Here is a 23,334-nt window from a genome sequence, read left to right as displayed (position 1 = left end):
GGGGCAGTCGGGGTCGTACACGACCGAGCATCCTCGTCGTCGCCGAGGGCCACAGAAAGGCTGCATCACGTGCGCACCGTCGGAGTGGAGGAGGAACTCCTCCTGGTCGATCCGGAGACCGGCGAACCGCAGGCGCTGTCCGCGGCCGTACTCGCGCGCGCCGCGCAGGACGAGCCGGGCCAGGACGTCTTCGAGAAGGAACTGCACAACCAGATGCTGGAGTTCGCCACCCACCCGCAGTCGGGCATGGACGAACTCCGCGCGGAGATCGTGCGCTGCCGCAAGGAGGCCGCCCGGCTGGCCGGCGAGAGCGGCTGTGCCGTCGCCGCCCTGGCCACCTCACCGCTGCCCGTCAGCCCTTCCGTCGGCATCGGGCGCCGCTACCAGTGGATGGCGGAGCAGTACGGCATCGCCACCCGGGAGCAGCTCGTCATGGGCTGCCATGTCCATGTGTCCGTCGAGTCCGACGACGAGGCCGTCGCCGTCGTCGACCGGATCCAGCCCTGGCTGACCGTCCTGGCGGCGCTGAGCGCCAACTCGCCCTTCTGGCAGGGCAAGGACACCGGATACAGCAGCTATCGCAGCCGGGTGTGGCAGCGCTGGCCCTCGGCCGGTCCGACCGAGCCCTTCCGCTCCGCGGAGCGCTATCACCGGCGGGTCGCGGACATGGTGGCGACCGGTGTCATCCTCGACGAGGGAATGATCTACTTCGACGCCCGGCTGTCCCGGAACTATCCGACGGTGGAGATCCGGGTCTCGGACGTCTGTCTGCACGCGGACACCCCGGTGCTCCTTGCGACCCTCGCCCGCGGCCTGGTGGAGACGGCGGCCCGTGAGTGGCGGGAGGGGCGGGAACCGGTGACGCACAGCGTGAGCCTGCTGCGGCTGGCGGCCTGGCGGGCCGCGCGCTCCGGACTCTCGGAGGAACTGCTGCACCCGGCCACGATGCACCGCATGCCCGCGGAGACGGTGGTCCGGGCCCTGCTGGAGTACATCGGGGACGCGCTCGCCGAGAGCGGCGACCTGGACATGGCCCACGAGGCCTGCGAGCGACTGCTGCGGGACGGCAACGGCGCCCGGGTGCAACGGGAGTTGCTGGAGCGCACCGGGAGCCTGCGGGACGTGGTCACCGAGTGCGTGCGCCTGACCCAGACGTAGATCTCACAGGGCCAGCACGATCGCGTACGCCAGGAAGAACGCGGCGACCAGGACGGTCAGGACGAGGATCAGGGTCAGGGGCGCCTTGGCCCAGCCCTTGGGCGGATTGTGCGTCTCGCGGGGTCCGGCCCCGGGCATGCTGCTCTCGGCGGGCGGGGTCTCGCCCTGTGGCACGCCACCGCCCGGTTCCAGGCCGGTGGTGCGCTCGGGTTCGGGATCGGGGTTCGTATGACTCATGTGTTCCGGGTCCCCCGATCACGGCGGGATCACCGTTGACCGTCTACTTCCGTATTCCGGTTACCGTCCGGTCCGACCTGCACTAGATTCGAGCACCGCCGATGACCGAGCTCATCGGCGCAGTCACAGCCCGTACACGTCAGGAGCAGCGCATGCGCGACTTCGCCCTCGCTCCCCGGACCATCTCGCACACCAGTGGTGGTCTGGCGGACAGCGTCTTCCAGAGGGCGGAACTCGACCCCACGCTGCCGGTGCTCGCCCGTCGTCCGGAGGGCTCCTCGGCCGGCTGGCAGGAGGTCACGGCCGTGGAGCTGCGGGACGAGGTGATGGACCTCGCCAAGGGCATGGTGGCGTCCGGGATCTCGCCCGGCCACCGCGTGGCGATCATGGCGCGCACCCGATACGAGTGGACGGTTCTCAGCTACGCGCTGTGGGCGGTCGGCGCGGAGGTCGTGCCGATCTATCCCACGGCCTCGCGCGACCAGGTCGAGTGGATCCTGCGGGACGCGGGCTGTGTGGCGGTGGTGGTGGAGGACGAACAGGCCGTGATGACGGTCGGCTCGGTGTGCGCCTCGCTGCCCCGGCTGCGGCACGTCTGGCAGCTGGACGCGGCCGCGCTGGAGGAACTGACGGAGCGGGGCGAGCAGATCCCCCTCGCCACCGTCGAGTCGTTGCGCCGCATCGTGCTGCCGGACTCCACGGCGGTGGTCGCCTACACCTCCGGCACCACGGGCCGTCCGCTGGGCTGCGCGCTGAGCCACCGCGCCCTCGCGAGCCCCTGCGACACGATCCTGGAGGGCTGGGGCCACACCGCGTCGGCGCCGGGACAGCAGCCGTCCGTCCTCGCCTTCCTGCCCTTCTCCCATGTGTACGGCCTCATGATCCAGGGCGTGTGCATCAGGGGCGGTGTGCTCATGGCCCACGAGCCCGACCTGAGCGAGGAGGTGCTGGCGGCATCCCTGCAGTCCTTCCGCCCCACGTACTTCTATGCCGTTCCCTCGCTCTTCGAGAAGATCTACAAGAACTTCCTGCGCGCGGCCCAGCAGGCGGGCCGCGGTGCCCTGTTCGAGCGGGCCGCCGAGACGGCACGCCATTTCGCCCTGGCCTGCGAGCGGCAGCGGCTGGGCGAGGGCTCCGGTCCCGGTTTCGACCTGCGGCTCCAGCACGCCCTGTACGAGCGGACCGTGTACCGCAGACTGCGGGCCGCGCTGGGCGGCCGGGCCCGCCGTGCCACCTCGGGCGGCTCCACCCTCAACCGTGAGCTCTCCCTGTTCTACGAGGGCATCGGCATCTACGTGCACGACGGGTACGGCCTCACCGAGACCAGCGGCGGGATCACCATGCAGCCACTGGGCCGGGAGAAGTCCGGAACCGTCGGCCGGCCCCTGCCGGGCGTGGACCTGCGGGTGGCGGACGACGGGGAGATCCTCGTGCGCGGACCGTCGGTCTTCCAGGGCTACGTCAACGACGAGGCCGCGTCCCGGGCCGCGCTGTACGGCGGCTGGCTGGCCACCGGGGACCTCGGGCGGATGGACGCCGACGGCTATCTGACGATCACCGGCCGCAAGAAGGACATCCTCGTCACCACCAGCGGCAAGAGCGTGGCCCCGGCCGCCCTGGAGCACCGGCTCAGGATGCATCCGCTCATCCACCAGGCGGTGGTGGTGGGTGACAACCGGCCCTGCGTGGGCGCCCTGCTCACCCTGGACCCGGTGTTCCTGGCCCACTGGCGCCGGGTCCTGGTGGCACAGCAGGACCCTTCGGTGCGGGAGGCCCGGGAGGAGAACGCGCTGCGCGAGGAGATCGCGCGGGCCGTGGCCGCCGCCAACAGCATGGTCTCGCGCTCGGAGTCGATCCGGGTGTTCCGGGTGCTGACGGAGCCGTTCGACCTGGCCAACGGCCTGCTCACGCCGTCGATGAAGCTGCGCCGGGACGAGATCGTGCGCCGGTACGCGTTGGAGATCGACGCGATGTACCAGGCCCGTTCGGCCGGTGCCCGACGCCACCCGTCCGAGGACCTGCTGAGCTGGGACGACCCGGACGACGTGTTCAGGTGATGGTCGCCCGCAGACAGCGTTCCGTGAGGTCAGGACGATTGGGCCGCGCGCCCTCGGGAACACGGCTCAGTGGCGACACGAGAGAAAACAGGACACCCAAGACAGCCGTGCTGACGCCGGGCCACGAGGGCGTCACGGCGACCGAGCCGCGTAGGGACGAGACACTGACTTCCGAGGCGATTCCGAGCCGCACCACCCGTTTCGCGGGCGAACCGCATTGTGTGACGGGTGCGCGGCTCGCTGCCGAGGAATTCCTGTGCGACCTCGGCGAGAGCGTGCCCCCCACGAGCCCCGAGCACTGGGACGACATCCTGCTGGTGGTCACGGAACTCGCCGCCAACGCCGTCCAGTACGCCCCCGGCCCCTTCGCCCTGCGCATGCGGCGGACCTTCGACGGTGTGCACGTGACCCTGCGCGACACCAACACCACGCCGCCCGCCCCCCGTTCCTTCGATCCACGCACCGGTGGCGGGGGCATCGGCTGGCACCTGGTCCAGGCGCTGTGCGACCAGGTCAGTGTGGTGACGGACGAGCGCGGCAAGGATGTGCACGTCTTTCTGCCGTGGTGATGTGCCCCTGGCCGCTCAGGCGGTGGCCGCTAGCCGCAGGTAGTAGGCGCCGACCGCCGTGAGGTACTCGCGGTCCCTGGTCTCGCTGTCGGTCCCGAAGCGGGGGGCCGCCTTCACCTCCGAACCGGTGCAGGCCAGCGTGACCCGGCGGCCGTGGGTGTCGATGCCGGTGACGACGCCCAACGGCACCAGGACGCTCCTGCCGAAGACCCAGACGCCCGTGTCGACGACGAGGTGACCCATCCCGTGGGGAGCGGCCTGCCGGTCCACGTGTCCGATCGTGCCGTCGCTCGCGACGACGCTGAAGCCCGTCAGGTCCTGTCCCTCGACGTATCCGCTGTCCGGCGTGTACGACCAGATTCTGTCGGTGGTCACGCTGCTCCTTCCCTGTTCGAGCACTGCACGGGTCCCGGCGGTCCGTTGCGTCCGGGCCCACAGCACCAAATACCCGTCTGTCGCACGCGCATTCGGCGATGGCCCCCTCACAAGCGGTTTCCCCGGGTCCGGTCCGTGCACCTCCTTCACCTTTCTCCCGGTGCACTTTCAGGCCAGGGCGGGCATGGTGGTCCTCGACGCGTTTCGTCGTGCCCTCGCGGGCAGACGAAGGACGTTCGAGGCAGACCGCCTGGAGCCGCAGAAAGGGATGAAAACCGTGACACGACCCAGGATCCTGGTGGTTGGCGCCGGCTTCGCCGGTGTCGAGTGCGTTCGCCGACTGGAGCGGAAACTCTCCCCGGACGAAGCAGACGTCACCTTGGTGACGCCGTTCGCCTACCAGCTCTATCTCCCGTTGCTGCCCCAGGTCGCCTCCGGCGTGCTCACGCCGCAGTCGATCGCCGTGTCCCTGCGCCGCAGCAGGAAGTACCGCACCCGGATCATCCCGGGCGGTGCGATCGGCGTGGACCTCAAGTCCAAGGTGTGCGTGATCCGCACCATCACCGACCAGATCGTCAACGAGCCGTACGACTACATCGTGCTGGCGCCCGGCAGCATCACCCGCACCTTCGACATCCCGGGCCTCACCGACCACGCGTTCGGCATGAAGAGCCTCGCCGAGGCCGCCTACGTCCGCGACCACGTGATCTCCCAGCTGGACCTCGCCGACGCCAGCCAGGACGAGGCGGAGCGCGCCTCGCGGCTCCAGTTCGTGGTGGTGGGCGGCGGTTACGCCGGTACCGAGACCGCGGCCTGTCTGCAGAAGCTCACCCACGCCGCCGTCAAGCGCTATCCGCGCCTGGACCCGGCGCTCATCAAGTGGCACCTGATCGACATCGCCCCGAAGCTGATGCCCGAACTCGGCGACAAGCTGGGCAGCAGCGCCCAGGAGGTGTTGCGCAAGCGCGGGATCGACATCTCGCTGGGTGTCTCCATCGCGAAGGCGGGCCCCGAGGAGGTCACCTTCACCGACGGGAGGGTCGTCCCCACCCGCACGCTGATCTGGACCGCCGGTGTGGTGGCGAGCCCGCTCATCGCCACGCTCGGCGCGGAGACGGTCCGGGGCCGGCTCGCGGTCGCCGCCGAGATGAACCTCCCGGGCCACGACGGGGTCTTCGCGCTCGGCGACGCCGCGGCGGTGCCCGACAAGGCCAAGGAGCAGCAGGACGCGGTCTGCCCGCCCACCGCGCAGCACGCGATGCGGCAGGGCAAGCACGTCGCCGACAACGTCATCGCCACGCTGCGGGGCAAGTCGCTCACGCCGTACGTCCACAAGGACCTCGGTCTCGTGGTCGACCTCGGCGGCAAGGACGCCGTGTCCAAGCCGCTCGGCATCGAACTGCGGGGCATCCCCGCCCAGGCCGCCGCCCGCGGCTACCACTGGTCGGCACTGCGCACCAATGTCGCCAAGGTCCGCGTGGCGACGAACTGGTTGCTCAACGCGGTCGCGGGCGACGATTTCGTCCGTACCGGTTTCCAGGCCCGCAAGCCCGCCAAGCTGAAGGACTTCGAGTACACCGACGCCTATCTGACGCCGGAACAGGTCAAGGCGCACGTCGACGGGACGCAGCGGCTGGACCAGTAGCGGTGACGCACGTCACTCCGGATCGTCGATCGGTTTCCGGCCGGTCGACGGTCATAGGAGGGACAGCACAACGCCTCCGCGAAAGGACACCACCATGGCCGAGACCGTGAAGGGCCCCGCGAGCTACTTCCCCTCGATCGAGAAGAAGTACGGCCGCCCGATCACCGAGTGGCAGGACCTCATCCGTTCCTCGCCGCTGACCCGGCACATGGAGCTCGTCACGTGGCTGAAGACCGAGCACGGCCTGGGACACGGGCACGCGGGCGCTCTGGTCGCGCACACCCTCGCGGAGACCGGAGGGAAGTGATGTCACTCCGCCGTGCCATGCTGGAAACGGATCATGACGTGACACGGGAGTGAGTACGGCGGAGTGAACACAGCGAGGCTGCGCGATCGGGTCGCGGCGTCGGACCCCGGTCTGCTGCGGCTGGCCGCCGGTCTGCGCACGGTGGGCGCGATCGCGCTCACGCTGGTCGTGCTGGGTCTGCTGGGGGTGAGCGTCCCGCATCTGGTGGCGGGGGCGATCGCGGCGATGGTCGCGACCTTCGCCATCCGCGAGAAGCAGCGCCTCCCGCAGGCCGTGACGCTCGCCCTGGGCCTTCCGGTGGCGCTGGCCTCCATGTCGCTGGGCGCGCTCCTGAGCTCCCGTGTCCTTGCGGGTGACCTCTTCTTCGTCGTACTGATCTTCTGTGCCGTCTACGGGCGCCGCTTCGGCGACCGGGGCACCGCGCTCGGCCTGATCGGCTTCCAGGTCTACTTCGTGTCCCTGTTCGTCGGCGCCACCGTCTCCGGCCTGCCCGAGCTGTACGGCGTCCTCGGCGTCGCCTTCTCGTGCAGTGCGGCGGCACGCTTCCTGCTGGTGCCGGAGACTCCCGCGGGCCTCCTCGAACGCCTGCGGGAGGCCTTCCGGGCCCGGCTGGCCCAGCTGGTGTCCGCGCAGCTGCAGCTGCTGGACGCCGGGCCCGGGGAGATCGACGAGGCGCTGTCGGACGTACGCGAGGGAACCGCGCGGCTGCACGAGACGGCGCTGATGATCCAGGGGCGACTGGAGGAGGGCACCTCCGACGCGGCCACGGCGCGGCTCGTGCAGCGGCGGATCGCGGACGCCGAGATCGCCGCCGAGCGGCTCGGCCTGCTGCTGCTGACGGCCCGCAGCGCCGAGCGGGCGGACACGCTGACCCTGCATCTGCCGGGTGCGCCCGCCCCTCGGGCGGGCCGGATGCCCGGCCGGGACGGGCCGACGGACATGGTCCGCCGGGATCTGGAGGCGCTGCGGCTGCTGGTGCTGCGCCCCGTCGCCGCCAGGACCGGCACCGCCCTGTCCCAGGTCCGCAACCGGCTCCTCGGGTACCGCGAGGAGGAGAACCTGCCGCCCGCGCCGCCCTCGGTCCAGGACGTCCTGCGGGGCATCGGCGAGGCCGCCCGCGCGGTGCTGGGCCTCAGGATCGCCCTGGACGGTCCGCAGGACGAGTCCGACGACTCCCCCGCGACGGCCCGCTCACGCGAGGAGCTGGACGCCGAGGACGCCGTCATCGACGCCGGCGGGGAGGAGGCTGAGGCGCAGGAGGAGCTCCGAGGGCTCAGGCGGCCCACGACCCGGGCCGCGGTGCAGGTCGCCGTGGGTTCGTCGCTCGCCATCGTCGGCGGTGAGTTCCTGTCCAGCCAGCGCTGGTACTGGGCGGTGCTGACCTGCTGGATCGTCTTCATCAACACCGCGTCCACGGGCGAGATCCTGGTCAAGGGCTACCGTCGGCTGGTGGGCACCGTCCTCGGAGTGCTGGCCGGGATCGTGCTGGCGGGGGTGGTCGGGCAGCACACCTGGCCGGCGTTCGCCCTGGTGTTGGTGCTGGTGTTCGCGATGTTCTACACCGCGCCGCTGTCCTACACGCTCATGTCGTTCTTCGTCACCGCCGCACTGGGCCTGCTCTACACCCTGCTGCACACCTACAGCCTCTCGGTGCTGCTGCTGCGCGTGGAGGAGACCGCGCTCGGCGCGGCCTGCGGGGTGATCGCGGCGGCGTTCGTCCTGCCGGTGCGCACGGACCGCCGTACGAACGAACTGCTCGTCACCGTCCTCACACGGCTGGACGAGGTGACCGAGACCGCGGTGGACCAGCTCAGCGGCGGCTCCGCCGTCGACCTGCTCGACCAGGCGCGCGACCTGGACCAGGCGCTGGCCGATCTGCGGGCGGCCACCCAGCCGCTCACGCATCCGATCACGCCGTTGCGGGCCCGGCGTGACACGGCCCGTTATGTCGTGGCGCTGCTGGAGACCTGCGCGTACCACGCGCGTTCGCTGGCGGCCACGGCCGAGTTGCTGCCCACGCATCCCTCGATCGCGGCGGACCCCCGGCTGCGCCGGGCCGGCCGGCGCATCGGGGACAACATCACGGCGATCGCGGCGCATGTCGCGGACGAGCGCTCCACCGCCGAGGTCGAGACCGGGCCGAGCATCGCGTCCCTGCTGGGGGCCGAGGTCCCCGGCAGCGCGCGCTACGGCCGGGTCACCGACCGCGTGCTGCGGCACGTCCAGCGGCTGGACGAGACCCTGGTGGGTCTGGCCCGGCCGCTGAACGTGCCGGTCGCGGCGCCGAAGCGATAGGGCACGGCGCTCACAGATCCGTGGGCAGGTTGCTCACCTCGGCGATGCCGCGCAGTTCCTCGTCGGTCTGCCGGCGCTCACGGATGTAGTCGGCGATCTCGCCGAGGCGCTCCGGATCGGCCGCGGTGTCCGCGTCGGTGACCACCCGGACGGGGCCGGTGTCGTCGACGTGGAGCTCGACCACCTTGTTGTCCAGGCGGCCGGTGACCGCGGTGGCGATGACCAGGGCGGCCTCGTCGCGGATCTCCTGAGGCAGCCCGTCCTCCTGGGCGTCCTCCAGCGCGAAGTCCAGGGCGGGCAGGTGTTGTTCGTCGATGGCCTGCAGGACCGGACGGACCACGCTCAGCAGCAGCTCGTAGTCCTTGGAGGCCATACGGATGCGCAACAGGTCCAGGTAGACGTCCACGGGCCTACCGTCGGGCGGAAGCTCGGGTTGGTTCATGCCCTGCGGGTTCCCCGCCTTGGGCCGGTCAGACCCGTCGCCAGCGGGCCATCGCGAAAGAGAAGATCCCGAACAGCACGAACCCCGCCGCGACACAGACGAGGAGCCACGGCCCCAGCGGGGTTTCGGCGAACGAGCGGAGCGTGTCGTCGAGGCCCTTCGCCTTCTTGGGCTCGTAGTCGACCGCGGCACGAACGGCGAAAGCACCCGCCGTGGCGAACACCGCGCCGCGCGCCACTCCGCCGCCCACCCCTGTCACGTCGACGAGCTTCCTGATCCGCGGGCTCATCTCGCCGAGCTTGAGATCGTCGTGGAAGGACCGGCGGACCGCCTTCACGGCGATCCACACGCCGGCCACCGCGACACCGGCCCCCGCGACGCCCACCAGCCACTGTCCGCCGGGCACGCCCAGGGCCCGGGCGGTGATGTCCTGGGACTGCTTGTCGCTCGATCCACCGCCGCCGGAACCTGCGGCGAAGGACAGCACGGAGTAGGCGACGAACGCGTAGAAGACACAGCGGGCCGCTGAGAGCAGGCGTTTGCCCGCCTTGCGGCCGTCGGGTCCGGCCGCGCCGAACAGGGCCTCGGACAACCGCCACAGCGCCATCCCGACGAGCCCGATGCCCAGCGCCCACAGGACGACCGAACCGAAGGGCTTGTCGGAGAGCGCGGCGAGCGCACCACCGCGGTCGGCCTGGCGCTTGCTGTCACCGAAGGCGACCTGCAGCGCCAGCACACCGACCAGCAGATAGATCACACCGCGGGCGGTGAGTCCGGCGCGGGCGGCGCCCTCCGTCACGGAGCCGCGGGCTGCGCGCCCGGCCCGGATCCGACCGGTCTGTGCCATGGAGCTCGTGTTCATGTCGATCTCCTGAAATCCGGATGCCCGGAGGCCGGGCGCTCACACGGCATACGTCAGTCGGCCAGTCGCGCGCGTTCGGGCATGGCCGCGAGCAGGCGGTGGGCCTTGTCGAGGGCCACCCGCACGTCCCGGGTGCCGGTCGACACACAGAGCGTGTAGGCGAGGTCCCTCGCCCGCGGGCTCGGTTCGGCCGCCGTGGTGGCCTCCTCGGCGCGCAGTTCCTCGTACTCGTCGACGAGGCGGCGCAGGAACGCGGGATCGGGTATCAGCATCTGGCTCACTCCTCGTACGCTCCGGCCGCCGACGGCCCGTCTGCGGTTTGCCGCCTCGACCGGTCCGCCATCGCCTCGTCGCGCACGCGCGCGCAGCTGCGGCTGATGAGCCGGGAGACGTGCATCTGCGAAATGCCGAGCTGGTCGGCGATGTGGCTCTGAGTCATGTCCTCGAAGAAACGCATGTAGAGAATGGCGCGCTCACGCTCGGGCAGCCGGCGCAGGCCCTCCTTGGCGGACTCGCGGTCGATCACGGTGTCGTACGACGTGTCGGGGCCGCCCAGGGTGTCCGCGAGGCTGTAGCCGTCGTCGCCGGCCGAGAGCTCGGCGTCCAGGGACAGGGTGCTGAAGCTTTCCAGGGCCTCCAGGCCGGTGGTGACCTCTTCCTCGGTCAGGCCGGTGTGGGCGGCGAGGTCGGCGGGCGAGGGTTCGTTGGAACCGGGGTTCTGGGTGAGCTCGCGGCGGGCCACCCGCACCTTGTTGCGCAGTTCCTGCACCCGGCGGGGCACCCTCAGGGCCCACATGCGGTCGCGGAAGTGGCGCTTGACCTCTCCGGTGATGGTGGGCACGGCGTAGCTCTCGAAGGCTCCTCGTTCCGGTTCGAACCGGTCGACGGCCTTCACGAGCCCCAGTGCCGCGACCTGCCGCAGGTCCTCGATGGACTCGCCGCGATCGCGGAATCGGCCTGCGATGCGGTGGGCCATGGGCAGCCAGGCCTTGACGAGTTCGTCGCGCAGGACGTCGCGCTCGGGGCCTTCCGCCAGCCCGGCGAGCCGGGCGAACAGGGCCATGGTGTCAGGGGCGTCGTCGTGCCGGCGCCTGCCCTGGGGGGCGGGGCGGTCGTGGGTGGTCGAACGAGTGGTCGACGTGTCGGTGAGCATGCGGATTCGCTCCTGAAGAAACGGGTTCAGGGACTGACCGCGGGACGAACGCTGCCGGACCGCCGAAAAAGGGCCCGCAGCAGCGATACCGCTCCCGCTGGCGCGCCTCCGGTCCGAAGCACGAAACTGCGTCTGCCCTGCTGTATGGCACCCAAACACCGCTGCGGACACTCCGTTTTCGGCGGCTTCCACAGCGGTGCCGGATCAGCTCAGGGGCACCACGGCGGTGATCTGCTTGCCGCCCAAGGGCAGATCGGTCACCCGGACGTCCCGGGCCAGCCGGCACACGATGGGCCAGCCGTGGCCGCCGGGCCGCCACCTGCCTTGCGGGTCGACGGGCTCCTTGGCGACCGGCAGTGCGGCACTGCGGTCGCTGACCGAGACGCACACGCCCCGGCCCTCGACGACGACGTGGAAGTCGGTGATGCCGCCGCCGTGCAGGATCGCGTTGGTGGTGAGTTCCGAGGCGACGAGCAGCGCGTCCGAGAGGGCCTGTGGCTCGCACGGGGTGTGCGTGGCCCGGCATCGTTCGGACACGGCCCGTTCCACGGCCCGGCGCGCCTCGGCCGGCCTGCAGGGCCGTGACCGCGGGCGTCGGTTCGCGACGGAGGTTTCGGGGGCGGCTTCGGTCCTGTGCTCGTCGCACATGACGTAGCTCCTGATCGATGGAACGACTGGTTCTCTGGTCGGTGAAGCGACAGCCGGGCGCGGTTCCCCGGCCCATGGACACGGTGACCGCGTTGTACGGTGCGCGCTCGCCGCGAGCCTCCTTAATCGGCTGACCTCTCCACGTCCGGTCAAACCTCACCGTTCCGGGCGGTGCGCCCGGCCATTCGATCGCGATCCCGGGGTACGCGCACCATATGACGGATGTCGTGGACTCAGACGAACTGCTGCGCCGCATCCGGCGCGCCCGGGACTGCGCGGCCCAGGAGGAGCAGACCTGGCGGGCACGGAGCGACGAACTGCGGCCCGCCGACCCGGAGACCGCCCGGGACGCCGCCGTGCGCACTCTGGCCTACGAGGCGGTGACCCGGGTACTGGACGAGATTCTGCGGCCGGGCAGCCGCTGACCGTTGGCCGGCCCGGTCGGCACTGATTGACGGACGCCCGGTGCGGGCACCCGGGGCCCATGACCGTCGACCACACTCAAGCACCCGTTCTGGAAGCCCTGGCCGACTATCACCGCAGGGGACGCCTGTCCTTCGCGCCTCCGGGCCACAAACAGGCCCGCGGAGCCGACCCCGCGGTGCGGGAGGTACTGGGTGACGCGGTGTTCCTCGGGGACGTGCTGGCCTCGGGCGGCCTGGACGACCGGCTCACCCGGGGAGCGGTGCTGGAGCGGGCCGAGGCGTTGCTGGCCGACGCCGTGCACGCCGAGCACACCTTCTTCACCACGTGCGGCAGTTCCCTCTCCGTCAAGGCGGCGATGCTGTCCGTCGCAGGCCCGCACGAGAAGCTGCTGATCGGGCGGGACGCCCACAAGTCCGTGGTGTCGGGGCTGATCCTGTCCGGGATCGAGCCCGTCTGGGTCGAACCGCGCTGGGACGCGGAGCGCCATCTCGCGCACCCGCCGTCGGCCGCGGAGTTCGAGCAGGCCTTCGAGGCCCATCCCGACGCGAAGGGCGCCCTGGTCGTCAGCCCGACTCCTTACGGCGGTTGCGCGGCCCTCGAGGACATCGCCGCGGTCTGCCACCGGCGTTCGGTTCCGCTGATCGTGGACGAGGCCTGGGGCGCGCACCTGCCCTTCCATCCCGATCTGCCGTCCTGGGCCATGGACGCCGGCGCCGACATCTGTGTGACCAGCATCCACAAGATGGGCAGCGGCCTGGAGCAGGGATCCGTCTTCCATCTCCAGGGCGATCTCGTACCGCCGGATCTGCTGAAGATGCGGGCCGACCTGCTGGGCACGACGAGTCCTTCGGTGCTGCTGTACGCCGGTCTGGACGGCTGGCGCCGGCAGATGGCGCTGCACGGCAAGGAGTTGATGGGCGGGGCGCTGGATCTGGCGGCCCGCGTCCATTCCGTGATCGAGGAGATCGACGGAATGCATGTCAACGACCGCGACGACTTCTGCGGGCCCGGTCTGGCCGACGACCTCGATCCGCTGCCGGGCGTCATCGACATCGAGGAACTCGGGATCACCGGGTTCCAGGCCGCTGACTGGCTGCGCGAGCACCGCGGCATCGACATGCATCTGACGGACCACCGCCGGATCGGGGCGCAGATCACCCATGGCGACGACGAGGAGACCACCGGACAGCTGCTCGCCGCGCTGAAGGATCTCGCGGAGGTCGCGCCGGAGTTGGACCCGGCCCCGCGCGTGGACGTGCCGCCGCCGTCCGAGCTGCGGATGGAGCAGGTCCGTCTCCCCCGGGACGCGTTCTTCGGGCCGGCCGAGAACGTGCCGGTCGCCGAGGCCGCCGGGCGGATCGCCGCGGAGATGATCACGCCGTACCCTCCGGGCATCCCGGCCGTACTGCCCGGTGAACTGCTGACCGAGCCGGTGCTGCGGTATCTGCGCACGGGACTGGCCGCGGGCATGAACCTCCCCGATCCCGCGAACGCGGAGTTGGAGACGATCAGGGTGGTAAACGGGTCCGCCGAGTGAAACCGGTCACTCACCCCGGACGCGAGGGCGCAAAATCGCCATGGATGGTTTACGGTTCACTCATACGTGGTGGCGGGGTCGACACACCGTCCTCCGGACACCACCTCTGACTGCCCTGGCTGGTCTCCCCCGTCCAGCCAGGGCTTTTTCATGCCGTGGGCAGCTTCCTCAGTCCGCCGAGGTGCCCCGAACGGCGGCAGCCGCTGAAATGGGCGTAGGCACAACACCGGAATCCCTCGCCGGCAGGAGCCCCGCGTCATGACCAAAGCGACCAAACTGCTGACCGCTCTGCCGCAGCCGCAGCGCCAGAGCCTGATGACGCTCGCCGAGGAGGTCTCCTTCCCCGAGGACTTCCGCATCTTCGAGGCGGGCGGCACGGCCGACCGGTTCTGGGTCATCCGCTCCGGAGCGGTCACCCTGACCCAGCAGGTGACCGCCCAGCAGCGTGTCACCGTCGCCGGGCTCGGCTCGGGCGACCTGCTCGGCTGGTCCTGGCTGTTCCCGCCCTACCAGTGGGACTTCGGCGCGGAAGCGTTCAGTCCCGTACGTGCCTACGAGTTCGAGGCGGCGGCGGTGCTCCGGCTGTGCGAGGAGGACCAGCAGCTCGGGATGATCCTGGTCCGCACCGTCGCCGAGATCCTCGCCCACCGGCTGGAGACGACGCGGGGCAAGCTCATGGAGCAGTACGGCTCGCACCGACGAGGTGTTCTCTAGGACCTGCCCGGCACGGAGCGCCTCGACCGCGAGTGGCGGCGTCACCGACGACGCCACTGAAGCACCCTGCCCCGAGTACGGGCACACCGGGTGTCTCAGACGCGGTAGCGGCGCAGCGCCGGCACCGCGAGGGCCAGGCTCAGCATGGCGGCGACGACCAGGAGTCCGCCGCCGGCGACCGCGGTGCGCGCGCCGAAGGCCGAGCCGGCGGTGCCGTGCAGGACGTCGGCGAGCCGGGGTCCGCCCGCGACGACGACGGTGAAGACACCCTGCATCCGGCCGCGCATCTCGTCGGTGGCGGCGGAGAGCAGGATCGCCCCGCGGAAGACCATCGAGACCATGTCGGCGATCCCGGCCACGGCGAGGAACACCACGGCGAGCCAGAGACTGCCGCTCAGCCCGAACCCGGTGATGGCCACTCCCCAGGCGACGACCGCGCCGATGACCATCCAGCCGTGCCTGCGGGCCCGGGAGAAGGTGCCCGAGAGCAGTCCGCCGACCACGGCGCCGATCGGGATGGCCGCGAACAGCAGACCCAGCGCGAGGCCCTCGCCGTACGGTGCGTAGGTCTCGGAGGCGAGCTGGGGGAACAGGGCCCGGGGCATGCCGAAGACCATGGCGATGATGTCGGCGAGGAAGGACAGCAGCAGCACCTTGTGCGCGGAGATGTACCGGAATCCCTCGGCGATCTCGCGCACGCCGGCCCGACGGGCCACCGCGCTCGCGAGGGGCGGCAGGGACGGCAGCCGGTATACGGCCCACACCGTGACGCACAGCGCCAGGGCGTCGATGAGGTACAGCTCCGGAAGGCCGATCACCGGGATCAGGACACCGGCGAGCAGCGGGCCGACCACCTGGCCGGTCTGCATCACGGTCGAGCCGAGCGCGTTGGCCGCGGGCAGCTGGTCCTCGGGGACCAGCCGGGCGATGGACGCGTTGCGGGCAGGGGAGTTCAGGCCCCAGAACGCCTGCTGCACCGCGAGCAGGACCATGAGCGCCGCCACCGAGTCCAGTCCGGTGACGGCCTGGAGCCAGAACAGGACCGACGTGACGGCGATACCGGTGTTGGTGATCAGGAGCAGCTTGCGGCGGTCCACGGTGTCGGCGACCGCACCGCCCCACAGCGCGAACACGATCAGCGGCAGCAGTCCGGCCATGCTCGCGGCGCCGACCCAGGCCGAGGAGCCGGTGATGTCGTAGATCTGCTTGGGCACGGCCACGGCGGTGAGCTGACTGCCGACGGCCGTGACGATCGTCGAGCTCCACAGCCGGCGGTAGGCCGGGAGACGCAGCGGGCGGGTGTCCATGGCCCAGCGGCGCCAGCCGCGCCGGGGCGGCGGTGCCCCTTCCACGGCCGGTGTCTGAGGTTCGGTGCTGCTCTCGCCGGTGTCCACGCGCTTCCTGGTTGCTCGTTACATCTAACGGGTCCAGGGCTCACTATCGCAGCACCGGCCAGGAGTTCGGAACGCGATGTCTCAGCTCGCGGACCGTGCGCCCGGGCTCTTCACGCTCCGGCCACCAGTGCTGCGCCGAGTGCGATCATCATGACGGCAACCAGTCCGTCGAGGACCCGCCAGGCGGCCGGCCCGGCCAGGAGACGGCCGAGCAGCCGGGCACCGAACCCGAGCGCGGCGAACCAGCACAGGCTCGCGAGTACGGCTCCGAGCCCGAAGGTCCAGCGCAGCGGGCCCCGGTCGGCGGCGACGGAACCGAGCAGGAACACGGTGTCCAGGTAGACGTGCGGGTTGAGCCAGGTCATCGCCAGACAGGTCAGCACCGCCCGCTTGCGGGAGCCCTCCGCCGCACCCTCCGCCCGCAGGCCCGACTCGCCCGGCCGCACCACGCGCCGGGCGGCCAGCACGCCGTAGCAGAGCAGGAAACCGCCCCCGATCCAGCCGACCAGGGTCAGCGCGCCCGGCCAGGCCACCACCACGGCGCCGACACCGCCGACGCCGAGGGCGATGAGCAGGGCGTCGGACAGAGCACAGATGCCGACGACGGCGAGGACCGCGTCGCGGCGGATCCCCTGGCGCAGGACGAAGGCGTTCTGGGCACCGATGGCGACGATGAGCGAGAGACCGGTGCCGAAACCCGCGGCAGCGGCGGACAGAGAGGCTTGCATGGCTTCGACCGTACGGAGACGATCACGGGGCGTACAGCTAAAGATTCTTACGTATCATTAGTTGACGTGATGATGACCGAGCTGCCCCTGGATCAGGTACGGACTCTGCTCGCGGTTGTCGACGAGGGGACGTTCGACGCCGCGGCGGCAGCACTGCACGTGACCCCGTCCGCGGTGAGCCAGCGGGTGAAGGCGCTGGAGCAGCGCACGGGGCGGGTGCTGCTGGTCCGCACGAAGCCGGTGCGGCCGACCGAGTCCGGCGAGGTGGTGGTGCGGTTCGCCCGGCAGCTGGCCCGGCTGGAGCGGGACGCGCTCGCCGAGCTGGGGATGCCGGGCGAGGGGGAGGTGACGCGTGTCTCCGTCGCGGTCAACGCGGACTCGCTGGCGACCTGGTTCCTGGGGGCGCTCACGCGGGTCCCGCAGCGGGAACGGCTCTGCTTCGAGCTGCGGCGCGAGGACGAGACGCGCACGGCAGAGATGTTGCGGGAGGGGCTGGTGATGGCGGCGGTGACGTCCTCGCCGGATGCGGTGGCGGGATGTTCCGTGCGGCTGCTGGGGCGGATGCGGTATGTGGCGGCGGCGAGTCCAGGGTTTGCGGAGCGCTGTCTCGGAGGGGGGTCCTTGCGGGACGGGCTGGCGGCGGCTCCGGTGGTGACGTTCGACCGCAGTGACGACATCCAGGACGGGTTCCTGCGGAAGCTCCGGCGGGGTGGGGCCGGGTCTGTGCGGCATGCGGTGCCGACGTCGGAGGGGTTCGTCGACGCGGTCGTGCTGGGGCTGGGGTGGGGGATGGTGCCGGAGGTACAGGCCGGGAAGTTGCTGCGTACCGGTCGACTGATCTCACTGGCGCCGGATCAGCCGGTGGATGTTCCTCTGTACTGGCAGCAGTGGAAGCTGGATTCGCCCGCGTTGGCCGCGGTGGCGTCGGCGGTGGTGGACGCTGCGTCGGAAACGCTGCGATAGGTCCCGTCGTTGGTCGGCTTCAGGTCCGTTGTGGCTGGTCACGCCCCGCGGCGGAGCCGCATGTCGATACCGCCCCGCGCCCCTTGTGGGGCGCCTCCTGAACCCATGCCTCCAGGCTGTCCAGGAGCATGTCCAAGGCCGTCTCGTACGCGCTCGTGACCATGCGGGTCGCCAGGAGAGGTGCCGCCTCCGCGATGCGCGGGTAGCTGTCGGCGGGCAGGTGGGCGTATGTCGAGCGCCATCTCGCCTCGTCCTCGTCCAGTGCCTCGCTCGGCAGGGCCAGGGAGGCCGCGTCCAGAGCCGCGAAGGCCAACGTCTGGTCGATGAATGCGTGGTAGATGCGGACCGTCTCCGGGAGCGGGAAACCCGCCGTGCGCAGGATGTCCAGGACCGTCTCGTCCGCCGCCAGTTCGTTCGAGCGACCGGTGACCCTGCTCGTCGTCAGCAGGGCGGCCTGGGGATGGGCGACATACGCGGCGTGGATGCGCAGGCCCACCTCGCGCAGATCCCGCCGCCACTCCCCCGTCCGTTCCCAGCCCTCCAGCGCCTGGCCGATCAGCGCGTCACCGATGGCGAGCGTCAGATCGTCCATGCCGCGGAAGTAGCGGTAGAGGGTGCTCGGGTCGGCGTCCAGGGCCAGGCCGAGACGGCGGGCGGTGAGCCCGGTGCTGCCGTGCTCACGGAGCATGCGCAGGGCGGTCTCGACGATCAGCCCCTCAGACAGCACGGTGCCGCTCCTGGTGGGCCTGCGTCGACGGCGTTTCTCCTCGGGGACAACCGGCTTCGGCGTCATGGGCCTCCTTATGCCAACGCCATTGACCTTAAACGAGGGCACGGCGTTGTATCTCCGCCAGGGGCCCCGCACATCCGCGGGCCGCGGCCCGTGAGGGAGTGTCTGTCATGCGTGTACTGCTCGTGGGCGCCGGAGGCGTCGGTACCGCCATCACCCGGATCGCCGCCCGGCGGCCGTTCTTCGACGCCATGGTCGTCGCCGACTACGACCCTGCTCGCGCCGAGGCCGCGGTGGCCGCGCTCGGCGACAGGGGCGGCCGGTTCCGCGCCGAGCGCGTGGACGCCGGTGACGAGTCGGCCGTGACCGCCCTGCTGGAGCGGCACGCGTGTGACGTCCTCCTCAACGCCACCGACCCGCGCTTCGTGATGCCGCTGTTCCAGGCGGCGCGCTCCGCCGGGGCGGCATATGTCGACATGGCGATGTCCTTGTCGCGGCCGCACCCCGAGCGGCCGTACGAGCAGTGCGGGGTCAAGCTCGGCGACGAGCAGTTCGCGCGGGCCGAGGAGTGGGAGAAGGCGGGCGCGTTGGCGCTCGTCGGGATGGGTGTGGAGCCGGGTCTGTCGGACGTCTTCGCCCGGTACGCGGCCGACGAACTGTTCGACGAGATCGAGGAGATCGGTGTCCGCGACGGCGCGAACCTCACCGTGGACGGCTATGACTTCGCCCCCTCCTTCAGCATCTGGACCACGATCGAGGAGTGCCTGAACCCGCCCGTGGTCTACGAGGCCGACCGCGGCTGGTTCACCACGGAGCCCTTCAGCGAGCCGGAGGTCTTCGACTTCCCGGAGGGCATCGGTCCCGTCGAGTGCGTGAACGTGGAGCACGAGGAGGTGCTGCTCGTGCCCCGCTGGGTCGGCGCGCGCCGGGTCACCTTCAAGTACGGACTGGGCCGCGAGTTCATCGAGACGCTGAGGACGCTGCACCTGCTGGGTCTGGACCGCACCGATCCTGTGACCGTGCCGAGCGCCACCGGGCCGGCCGCGGTCTCGCCCCGGGACGTCGTGGCCGCGTGTCTGCCCGATCCGGCGACGCTGGGCGAGCGCATGCACGGCAAGACCTGCGCGGGCACGTGGGTGAAGGGCGTCAAGGACGGGGCACCGCGCGAGGTGTACGTCTACCACGTGGTCGACAACCAGTGGTCCATGGCGGAGTACGGCTGTCAGGCGGTGGTGTGGCAGACCGCGGTGAACCCGGTCGTGGCCCTCGAACTCCTCGCCACCGGTGCCTGGTCCGGCACCGGCGTCCTCGGCCCGGAGGCCTTCCCGGCCCGCCCTTTCCTGGATCTGCTGACCGCGTACGGCTCCCCGTGGGGCATCCGCGAGCAGTGACCGGGGGTGTCCCACGGGACCCGGTTGTTTCACCGCGCATCGACAGGTGACCCGAAATCCAGTAAGGCTTCCACGAGGGCACGTACGACTCGATCGCAGGTGACATTGATGGACAACTGGCGAGACCATGCCGCGTGCCGCCACGAGGACCCCGACCTCTTCTTCCCGATCGGCACCACCGGCCCCGCACTCGTGCAGACGGAGCAGGCCAAATCGGTCTGCCGACGCTGCCCCTCCCAGGAGCAGTGTCTTCAGTGGGCCCTGGACACCGGGCAGGGCATCGGCGTCTGGGGCGGCACCAGCGAGACGGAACGCCGCGCGCTCGCCCGGCGCGCCGCCGCCGCGCGGAGAAGGTCCGGCTGACCGGTCCCGCGACGGAATTCGCACCTACGGCTACGGCGTCGGTCCCCCGGGAAGCCGCAGGGTGAAGACGCTGCCGGTGCCGGGCTCGCTCGCCGCCTGGGCCGTGCCGGCGTGGGCGGCCACCAGTTGACGGACGATGGCCAGGCCCAGACCCGATCCTCCGGTACGACGGCTGCGTGACTTCTCGGCGCGCCAGAACCGGTCGAAGACGTGGGGCAGGTCGTCGGACGCGATACCCGAGCCGGTGTCGGCGACCTCCAGGAGGACGTCGTCGCCGTCCCGGCGCGCGGACACCGTGACGCAACCGCCGGGCGGGGTGTGGCGCAGCGCGTTGGACACCAGGTTGCCCAGCACCTGCCGCATCCGCACCGGGTCGGCGTCCAGCCACGGCTCGCCGTCGACGTCGGTGCGCAGCCCGACCCCCCTCGCATCGGCCGCGACCCGGTGGGCCGCCGCGACCTGCTGGAGGAGTTCGTCACAGCGGACCGGCTCCCGGTGCAGGCGCAGGGTGCCGGCGTCGGCGTCCGCGAGGTCCTGGAGGTCGTCGATGACACGCTGGAGGACGAGGGCCTCCTCGTGCAGGGAGCCGAGCAGGGCGGGGTCGGGGTCGACGACGCCGTCCCGGGTGACCTCCAGCCAGCCCCTGATGTTGGTGAGCGGGCTGCGCAGTTCGTGCGCGATGTCGCTGACCATCGCCTTGCGCTGGGCTTCCAGGCGCTCGCGGCGCTCGGTGAGGTCGTTGAAGGCGGCGGCGAGGATTCCGGTCTCGTCGCGGGTGGTCACCGGGACGCGCACATGGAGTTCGGGCGGCTGCTGGGCCGCGGCCGTGAGCGCGCGCAGCGGCCTCACCAGCCTGCTGGCGACCAGGGCGGTCGCGGCGACGGTGACGGCGAGCACGAGCCCGGCGGCGCCGATGACCTTGGCCTTGTTGGCCGGGGACATGTCGAACAGCACGGCGGGGGTGTCCCCGGTGCCCAGGAAGAGTTCCGCGGCGGGTGCGACGTAGGGGTCGAGCTGGGTGCGCAGGGCTTCGTCGAAGCAGGGCTGCGCCTGGCGTGCCTCCTTGTCGCCGAGCTTGCCGGTCAGGGTTCGGCGCACGTCCACCGCGCCCGGTCCGCTCCCGAGCAACGCGGCGTACTCGACGGGGAGTCCGGCCTCGGCCAGGCATGCGCGGGCCGGCCCCCGGGCCGCCTTGATCGCCTTCTGCTCCGTCGGGGTGGGGGTGTTGAGCTGTCCGTCGGCGCAGGCGTCGGGCACGTGGTCGGGCGCGGAGTCGCTGTCCGGGTCGGTGATGACCATCCGCCCGCTCGGAATACGGCTCAGGCTGGTCCTGACACCGAACTGGGAGAAGCAGAGCTGTCGTTTGCGGGCCAGCGCGTCGACCTTGACGCGTTCCGCCTCGGTGAGCCGGTACGGGCCCACCGCTCGCGGATCGATGCCGGGGACCTGGGCACCGCGCTCGCTGTCGGTGTCGGTGTGCAGCGGGTCGACGGCGGCGGCCGCGCTCGGCGGCAGGGAGGTGCCCGCCGGCGCGGAGTCGGCGATGACCCGGCGGCCCGAGGTGGTCAGGGCGATACGACGGCCGGTCTTCGCCGACAGCTTCCGTACCGTCTGCGCCACCCCGGACCAGTCGGGGTGGGTCGCCGCATAGCCGCTGAGCTCGGCGAGGACGTCCATGTCGTCGGCGAGCGCCTGACCCTGCTCCTCGCGCAGGGCCTGGGTGGTGGTCGCCACGGCCAGCCAGGCGGTCGCGGCGACCGAGCACACGGCGATGAGTCCCGACGTGATCAGCAGCCGCACCAACAGCCGCTTGTGCAGGGGGATGCGCGCACTCATCCGCGGCCGCCGCTGAGCTTGTAGCCGACGCCGAACACGGTCAGCAGCCGGACCGGGTGGCGCGGATCGGCCTCGGTCTTGCGGCGCAGGTTCATGATGTGCACGTCCACGGCCCGTTCGGTGGAGGACCGGTCGGTGCCTCGGGTGACCTCCAGCAACTGGCGTCGCGAGAACACCCGTTCCGGTTCGGCGGCCATGGCGAGGAGGATCTCGAACTCGGCCGGCGTGCACTCCACCGGCACTCCGTCGCAGCGCACTTCGTGCCGTACGGGATCGACCGCGAGACCGCTCGCGCGGACGACGGGATCCTCACGTCGGCCGGAGGCGTCCGCCCGTCCGCTGCGCCGCAGCACGGTCCGGATGCGGGCCATCAGCTCGCGCGGACTGTAGGGCTTGGTGATGTAGTCGTCGGCGCCCAGCTCCAGGCCCAGCAGGACGTCGTCCTCGGCGGAGCGCGCGGTGAGCATCACGACGGGGATGTCGGGGGTGTCGTCCTGCCGCAGTACCCGGCACACCCCGAACCCGTCGATCACCGGCAACATCAGGTCCAGGACGACGAGATCGGGGGCGAGCCGCCGGGCCGCGTCGAGGGCGGCCCGCCCGTCGTGGACCACGGTGGCGGTGTGGCCCTCCGCGAGCAGGGACCGTCGTATGAGTTCGGCCTGCATCTCGTCGTCCTCGGCCACCAGCACATGTGCGCACACCCGGCGGATCCTAAGCGGTCAGCGTTGCAGGGACTTCGCGTCGCCCATGACGACGACGGGACGCAGGTCCGGGTTCAGGGCGCGGAGCAGGTCCTTCATGTGCTCCTCGGCGATGCTGACACAGCCGTGCGTGGGCCCGCCGTGGTCGACGTGGAGCCATATTCCGCCCCCGCGGCCCGCGCCGAGGGGACGTGTCCAGTCCAGGGGTGAAGTGCCGGGCCGCCGGTTGTAGTTGATGGCGATCACGTAGTCGAAGGACCCGGCCAGCGGTTCGCCCTCGAAGCCGGTGCCGGGTGCGGTGAAGCCGCTGGAGCGGTTGTACGGCAGCTTCGTACCGGGGTCCTTCAGCAGTCCTCCGGCGTCCGTGAGGGTGTAGACGCCGATCGGTGAGTGCAGGTCGCCGGCCAGGTGGTGGTCGGTCCAGCCCCTCAGTGCGTTGTGTGCGGGCCAGCTGCCGCCGGCCTGCCAGCCGGCCGTGGTGCGTTCGTACAGGACGACGGTCGAGTCCGAGGAGTCGCGGCCCTTACCGGTGACGACCACGGCCTGCCGGGTGTCGGCCGGCACCTTGGCCAGGGTCTTCGGGCCGAGGCCGGGTATCTGCTGGGGCGCGACCTCGACGGATATCTCCGGTGAGGGGGTGGGCTCCGGAGTCTCCCGGGACGGCGCGGGTGCGCCCTCCGTACTGGCCACAGCCCCGCCGCCGCATCCCGTCAGGAAGAGGGACGCGGCGAGCAGGGACACATGGGTTCTGCGTGTGATCATGGAACGACTCTTGCCGATACTTATCAGGAACTCGTCAG

The 23,334-nt window shown here is 71.1% G+C and carries 25 protein-coding genes; 12 read left to right on the top strand and 13 right to left on the bottom strand.

Going from position 1 to position 23,334, the window contains the following annotated elements; genetic code table 11:
• The first annotated feature begins 69 nt into the window (after window positions 1-69).
• A complete protein-coding gene (locus ACFYRX_RS29315; protein WP_389105846.1) occupies window positions 70-1,158 on the top strand; it encodes a glutamate--cysteine ligase in 1,089 nt (362 codons plus the stop codon).
• Window positions 1,159-1,161: 3 nt separating this feature from the next.
• On the opposite strand, the gene ACFYRX_RS29310 is transcribed toward ACFYRX_RS29315, so the two are convergent.
• A complete protein-coding gene (locus ACFYRX_RS29310) occupies window positions 1,162-1,395 on the bottom strand; it encodes a DUF6480 family protein (RefSeq protein ID WP_389105843.1) in 234 nt (77 codons plus the stop codon).
• A 152-nt stretch (window positions 1,396-1,547) separates the two neighbouring features.
• Between ACFYRX_RS29310 and ACFYRX_RS29305 the strand changes: the two genes are divergently transcribed.
• Together ACFYRX_RS29305 and ACFYRX_RS29300 are read left to right on the top strand one after the other, a co-directional pair.
• Complete coding sequence (locus ACFYRX_RS29305; protein WP_389105840.1) at window positions 1,548-3,452, top strand: AMP-dependent synthetase/ligase; 1,905 nt, start codon at window positions 1,548-1,550, stop codon at window positions 3,450-3,452.
• A 107-nt stretch (window positions 3,453-3,559) separates the two neighbouring features.
• Window positions 3,560-4,021: an ATP-binding protein gene (locus tag ACFYRX_RS29300; RefSeq protein WP_389105839.1), complete on the top strand. Its 462-nt coding sequence runs from the start codon at window positions 3,560-3,562 to the stop codon at window positions 4,019-4,021.
• A 15-nt stretch (window positions 4,022-4,036) separates the two neighbouring features.
• Here the strand turns inward: ACFYRX_RS29300 and ACFYRX_RS29295 are convergent, their stop codons facing one another.
• Complete coding sequence (locus tag ACFYRX_RS29295; RefSeq protein ID WP_389105836.1) at window positions 4,037-4,396, bottom strand: PRC-barrel domain containing protein; 360 nt, start codon at window positions 4,394-4,396, stop codon at window positions 4,037-4,039.
• 268 nt (window positions 4,397-4,664) lie between these two features.
• Here ACFYRX_RS29295 and ACFYRX_RS29290 point away from each other — a divergent pair, with 268 nt between their 5' ends.
• From ACFYRX_RS29290 to ACFYRX_RS29280, 3 genes are all read left to right on the top strand, one after another.
• Window positions 4,665-6,041: an NAD(P)/FAD-dependent oxidoreductase gene (locus ACFYRX_RS29290; protein WP_389105834.1), complete on the top strand. Its 1,377-nt coding sequence runs from the start codon at window positions 4,665-4,667 to the stop codon at window positions 6,039-6,041.
• 94 nt (window positions 6,042-6,135) lie between these two features.
• Window positions 6,136-6,348 (top strand): DUF4287 domain-containing protein, encoded by a 213-nt coding sequence (locus ACFYRX_RS29285; RefSeq protein ID WP_389105831.1) that lies wholly within the window; start codon window positions 6,136-6,138, stop codon window positions 6,346-6,348.
• Window positions 6,349-6,411: 63 nt separating this feature from the next.
• Complete coding sequence (locus ACFYRX_RS29280) at window positions 6,412-8,643, top strand: FUSC family protein (RefSeq protein ID WP_389105828.1); 2,232 nt, start codon at window positions 6,412-6,414, stop codon at window positions 8,641-8,643.
• 10 nt (window positions 8,644-8,653) lie between these two features.
• Here the strand turns inward: ACFYRX_RS29280 and ACFYRX_RS29275 are convergent, their stop codons facing one another.
• The 5 genes from ACFYRX_RS29275 to ACFYRX_RS29255 form a co-directional block, all read right to left on the bottom strand.
• Window positions 8,654-9,085 (bottom strand): hypothetical protein, encoded by a 432-nt coding sequence (locus tag ACFYRX_RS29275; RefSeq protein ID WP_389105825.1) that lies wholly within the window; start codon window positions 9,083-9,085, stop codon window positions 8,654-8,656.
• 28 nt (window positions 9,086-9,113) lie between these two features.
• Window positions 9,114-9,947, bottom strand: coding sequence for a DUF1206 domain-containing protein (locus tag ACFYRX_RS29270; protein ID WP_389105822.1), 834 nt, complete (start codon window positions 9,945-9,947; stop codon window positions 9,114-9,116).
• Window positions 9,948-10,000: 53 nt separating this feature from the next.
• A complete protein-coding gene (locus ACFYRX_RS29265) occupies window positions 10,001-10,219 on the bottom strand; it encodes a DUF5133 domain-containing protein (protein ID WP_389105819.1) in 219 nt (72 codons plus the stop codon).
• Window positions 10,220-10,224: 5 nt separating this feature from the next.
• Complete coding sequence (locus tag ACFYRX_RS29260) at window positions 10,225-11,100, bottom strand: SigB/SigF/SigG family RNA polymerase sigma factor (RefSeq protein WP_389105817.1); 876 nt, start codon at window positions 11,098-11,100, stop codon at window positions 10,225-10,227.
• A gap of 204 nt (window positions 11,101-11,304) precedes the next feature.
• A complete protein-coding gene (locus ACFYRX_RS29255) occupies window positions 11,305-11,748 on the bottom strand; it encodes an ATP-binding protein (protein ID WP_389105816.1) in 444 nt (147 codons plus the stop codon).
• Window positions 11,749-11,963: 215 nt separating this feature from the next.
• On the opposite strand from ACFYRX_RS29255, the gene ACFYRX_RS29250 reads away from it, so the two are divergent.
• The 3 genes from ACFYRX_RS29250 (at window position 11,964) to ACFYRX_RS29240 (ending at window position 14,425) form a co-directional block, all read left to right on the top strand.
• Complete coding sequence (locus tag ACFYRX_RS29250) at window positions 11,964-12,173, top strand: hypothetical protein (protein ID WP_389105813.1); 210 nt, start codon at window positions 11,964-11,966, stop codon at window positions 12,171-12,173.
• Window positions 12,174-12,232: 59 nt separating this feature from the next.
• The gene (locus ACFYRX_RS29245) at window positions 12,233-13,711 is read left to right on the top strand and encodes an aminotransferase class I/II-fold pyridoxal phosphate-dependent enzyme (protein ID WP_389105811.1); all 1,479 of its coding nucleotides are present in this window, start codon (window positions 12,233-12,235) and stop codon (window positions 13,709-13,711) included.
• A 258-nt stretch (window positions 13,712-13,969) separates the two neighbouring features.
• On the top strand, window positions 13,970-14,425 hold the full coding sequence (locus tag ACFYRX_RS29240) for a cyclic nucleotide-binding domain-containing protein (RefSeq protein WP_389105808.1): 456 nt from the start codon (window positions 13,970-13,972) through the stop codon (window positions 14,423-14,425).
• Between the two features lie 95 nt (window positions 14,426-14,520).
• Here the strand turns inward: ACFYRX_RS29240 and ACFYRX_RS29235 are convergent, their stop codons facing one another.
• Together ACFYRX_RS29235 and ACFYRX_RS29230 are read right to left on the bottom strand one after the other, a co-directional pair.
• Window positions 14,521-15,819, bottom strand: coding sequence for an MFS transporter (locus ACFYRX_RS29235; RefSeq protein WP_389105805.1), 1,299 nt, complete (start codon window positions 15,817-15,819; stop codon window positions 14,521-14,523).
• A 110-nt stretch (window positions 15,820-15,929) separates the two neighbouring features.
• On the bottom strand, window positions 15,930-16,547 hold the full coding sequence (locus ACFYRX_RS29230) for a LysE/ArgO family amino acid transporter (protein ID WP_389105802.1): 618 nt from the start codon (window positions 16,545-16,547) through the stop codon (window positions 15,930-15,932).
• Window positions 16,548-16,616: 69 nt separating this feature from the next.
• Between ACFYRX_RS29230 and ACFYRX_RS29225 the strand changes: the two genes are divergently transcribed.
• Window positions 16,617-17,510: a LysR family transcriptional regulator ArgP gene (locus tag ACFYRX_RS29225; protein WP_389106271.1), complete on the top strand. Its 894-nt coding sequence runs from the start codon at window positions 16,617-16,619 to the stop codon at window positions 17,508-17,510.
• 19 nt (window positions 17,511-17,529) lie between these two features.
• On the opposite strand, the gene ACFYRX_RS29220 is transcribed toward ACFYRX_RS29225, so the two are convergent.
• Window positions 17,530-18,303 (bottom strand): TetR/AcrR family transcriptional regulator, encoded by a 774-nt coding sequence (locus ACFYRX_RS29220; protein ID WP_389105799.1) that lies wholly within the window; start codon window positions 18,301-18,303, stop codon window positions 17,530-17,532.
• A 107-nt stretch (window positions 18,304-18,410) separates the two neighbouring features.
• On the opposite strand from ACFYRX_RS29220, the gene ACFYRX_RS29215 reads away from it, so the two are divergent.
• Both ACFYRX_RS29215 and ACFYRX_RS29210 read left to right on the top strand, forming a co-directional pair.
• On the top strand, window positions 18,411-19,631 hold the full coding sequence (locus tag ACFYRX_RS29215; protein WP_389105796.1) for a saccharopine dehydrogenase family protein: 1,221 nt from the start codon (window positions 18,411-18,413) through the stop codon (window positions 19,629-19,631).
• Window positions 19,632-19,739: 108 nt separating this feature from the next.
• A complete protein-coding gene (locus ACFYRX_RS29210) occupies window positions 19,740-19,994 on the top strand; it encodes a WhiB family transcriptional regulator (RefSeq protein WP_389105793.1) in 255 nt (84 codons plus the stop codon).
• Window positions 19,995-20,024: 30 nt separating this feature from the next.
• Here ACFYRX_RS29210 and ACFYRX_RS29205 read toward each other — a convergent pair whose 3' ends face one another.
• Genes ACFYRX_RS29205 through ACFYRX_RS29195 form a run of 3 tightly spaced genes read right to left on the bottom strand, consistent with a single transcriptional unit; the run spans window position 20,025 to window position 23,296 of the window.
• Window positions 20,025-21,830 (bottom strand): sensor histidine kinase, encoded by a 1,806-nt coding sequence (locus ACFYRX_RS29205; RefSeq protein WP_389105790.1) that lies wholly within the window; start codon window positions 21,828-21,830, stop codon window positions 20,025-20,027.
• Window positions 21,827-22,534, bottom strand: a complete 708-nt coding sequence (locus ACFYRX_RS29200) for a response regulator transcription factor (RefSeq protein ID WP_389105788.1) — start codon at window positions 22,532-22,534, stop codon at window positions 21,827-21,829. The genes ACFYRX_RS29205 and ACFYRX_RS29200 overlap by 4 nt, the downstream gene beginning before the upstream one ends.
• A gap of 18 nt (window positions 22,535-22,552) precedes the next feature.
• On the bottom strand, window positions 22,553-23,296 hold the full coding sequence (locus tag ACFYRX_RS29195; RefSeq protein ID WP_389105786.1) for a L,D-transpeptidase family protein: 744 nt from the start codon (window positions 23,294-23,296) through the stop codon (window positions 22,553-22,555).
• Window positions 23,297-23,334 lie beyond the last annotated feature (38 nt).

Source organism: Streptomyces sp. NPDC005374 (assembly GCF_042872225.1).
Taxonomy (GTDB): domain Bacteria; phylum Actinomycetota; class Actinomycetes; order Streptomycetales; family Streptomycetaceae; genus Streptomyces.
The sequence above is the reverse complement of the archived record's forward strand: the minus strand, read 5'-3'. Positions and strand labels throughout refer to the sequence as shown.

Bases quoted from the DNA above. Each gene is read 5' to 3' on its own strand.
- ACFYRX_RS29310 (WP_389105843.1), bottom strand. From the start codon at position 1,395: ATGAGTCATACGAACCCCGATCCCGAACCCGAGCGCACCACCGGCCTG.
- ACFYRX_RS29305 (WP_389105840.1), top strand. From the start codon at position 1,548: ATGCGCGACTTCGCCCTCGCTCCCCGGACCATCTCGCACACCAGTGGT.
- ACFYRX_RS29290 (WP_389105834.1), top strand. From the start codon at position 4,665: ATGAAAACCGTGACACGACCCAGGATCCTGGTGGTTGGCGCCGGCTTC.
- ACFYRX_RS29285 (WP_389105831.1), top strand. From the start codon at position 6,136: ATGGCCGAGACCGTGAAGGGCCCCGCGAGCTACTTCCCCTCGATCGAG.
- ACFYRX_RS29275 (WP_389105825.1), bottom strand. From the start codon at position 9,085: ATGAACCAACCCGAGCTTCCGCCCGACGGTAGGCCCGTGGACGTCTAC.
- ACFYRX_RS29270 (WP_389105822.1), bottom strand. From the start codon at position 9,947: ATGAACACGAGCTCCATGGCACAGACCGGTCGGATCCGGGCCGGGCGC.
- ACFYRX_RS29265 (WP_389105819.1), bottom strand. From the start codon at position 10,219: ATGCTGATACCCGATCCCGCGTTCCTGCGCCGCCTCGTCGACGAGTAC.
- ACFYRX_RS29260 (WP_389105817.1), bottom strand. From the start codon at position 11,100: ATGCTCACCGACACGTCGACCACTCGTTCGACCACCCACGACCGCCCC.
- ACFYRX_RS29255 (WP_389105816.1), bottom strand. From the start codon at position 11,748: ATGTGCGACGAGCACAGGACCGAAGCCGCCCCCGAAACCTCCGTCGCG.
- ACFYRX_RS29250 (WP_389105813.1), top strand. From the start codon at position 11,964: ATGACGGATGTCGTGGACTCAGACGAACTGCTGCGCCGCATCCGGCGC.
- ACFYRX_RS29245 (WP_389105811.1), top strand. From the start codon at position 12,233: ATGACCGTCGACCACACTCAAGCACCCGTTCTGGAAGCCCTGGCCGAC.
- ACFYRX_RS29240 (WP_389105808.1), top strand. From the start codon at position 13,970: ATGACCAAAGCGACCAAACTGCTGACCGCTCTGCCGCAGCCGCAGCGC.
- ACFYRX_RS29230 (WP_389105802.1), bottom strand. From the start codon at position 16,547: ATGCAAGCCTCTCTGTCCGCCGCTGCCGCGGGTTTCGGCACCGGTCTC.
- ACFYRX_RS29225 (WP_389106271.1), top strand. From the start codon at position 16,617: ATGATGACCGAGCTGCCCCTGGATCAGGTACGGACTCTGCTCGCGGTT.
- ACFYRX_RS29220 (WP_389105799.1), bottom strand. From the start codon at position 18,303: ATGACGCCGAAGCCGGTTGTCCCCGAGGAGAAACGCCGTCGACGCAGG.
- ACFYRX_RS29215 (WP_389105796.1), top strand. From the start codon at position 18,411: ATGCGTGTACTGCTCGTGGGCGCCGGAGGCGTCGGTACCGCCATCACC.
- ACFYRX_RS29210 (WP_389105793.1), top strand. From the start codon at position 19,740: ATGGACAACTGGCGAGACCATGCCGCGTGCCGCCACGAGGACCCCGAC.
- ACFYRX_RS29205 (WP_389105790.1), bottom strand. From the start codon at position 21,830: ATGAGTGCGCGCATCCCCCTGCACAAGCGGCTGTTGGTGCGGCTGCTG.
- ACFYRX_RS29195 (WP_389105786.1), bottom strand. From the start codon at position 23,296: ATGATCACACGCAGAACCCATGTGTCCCTGCTCGCCGCGTCCCTCTTC.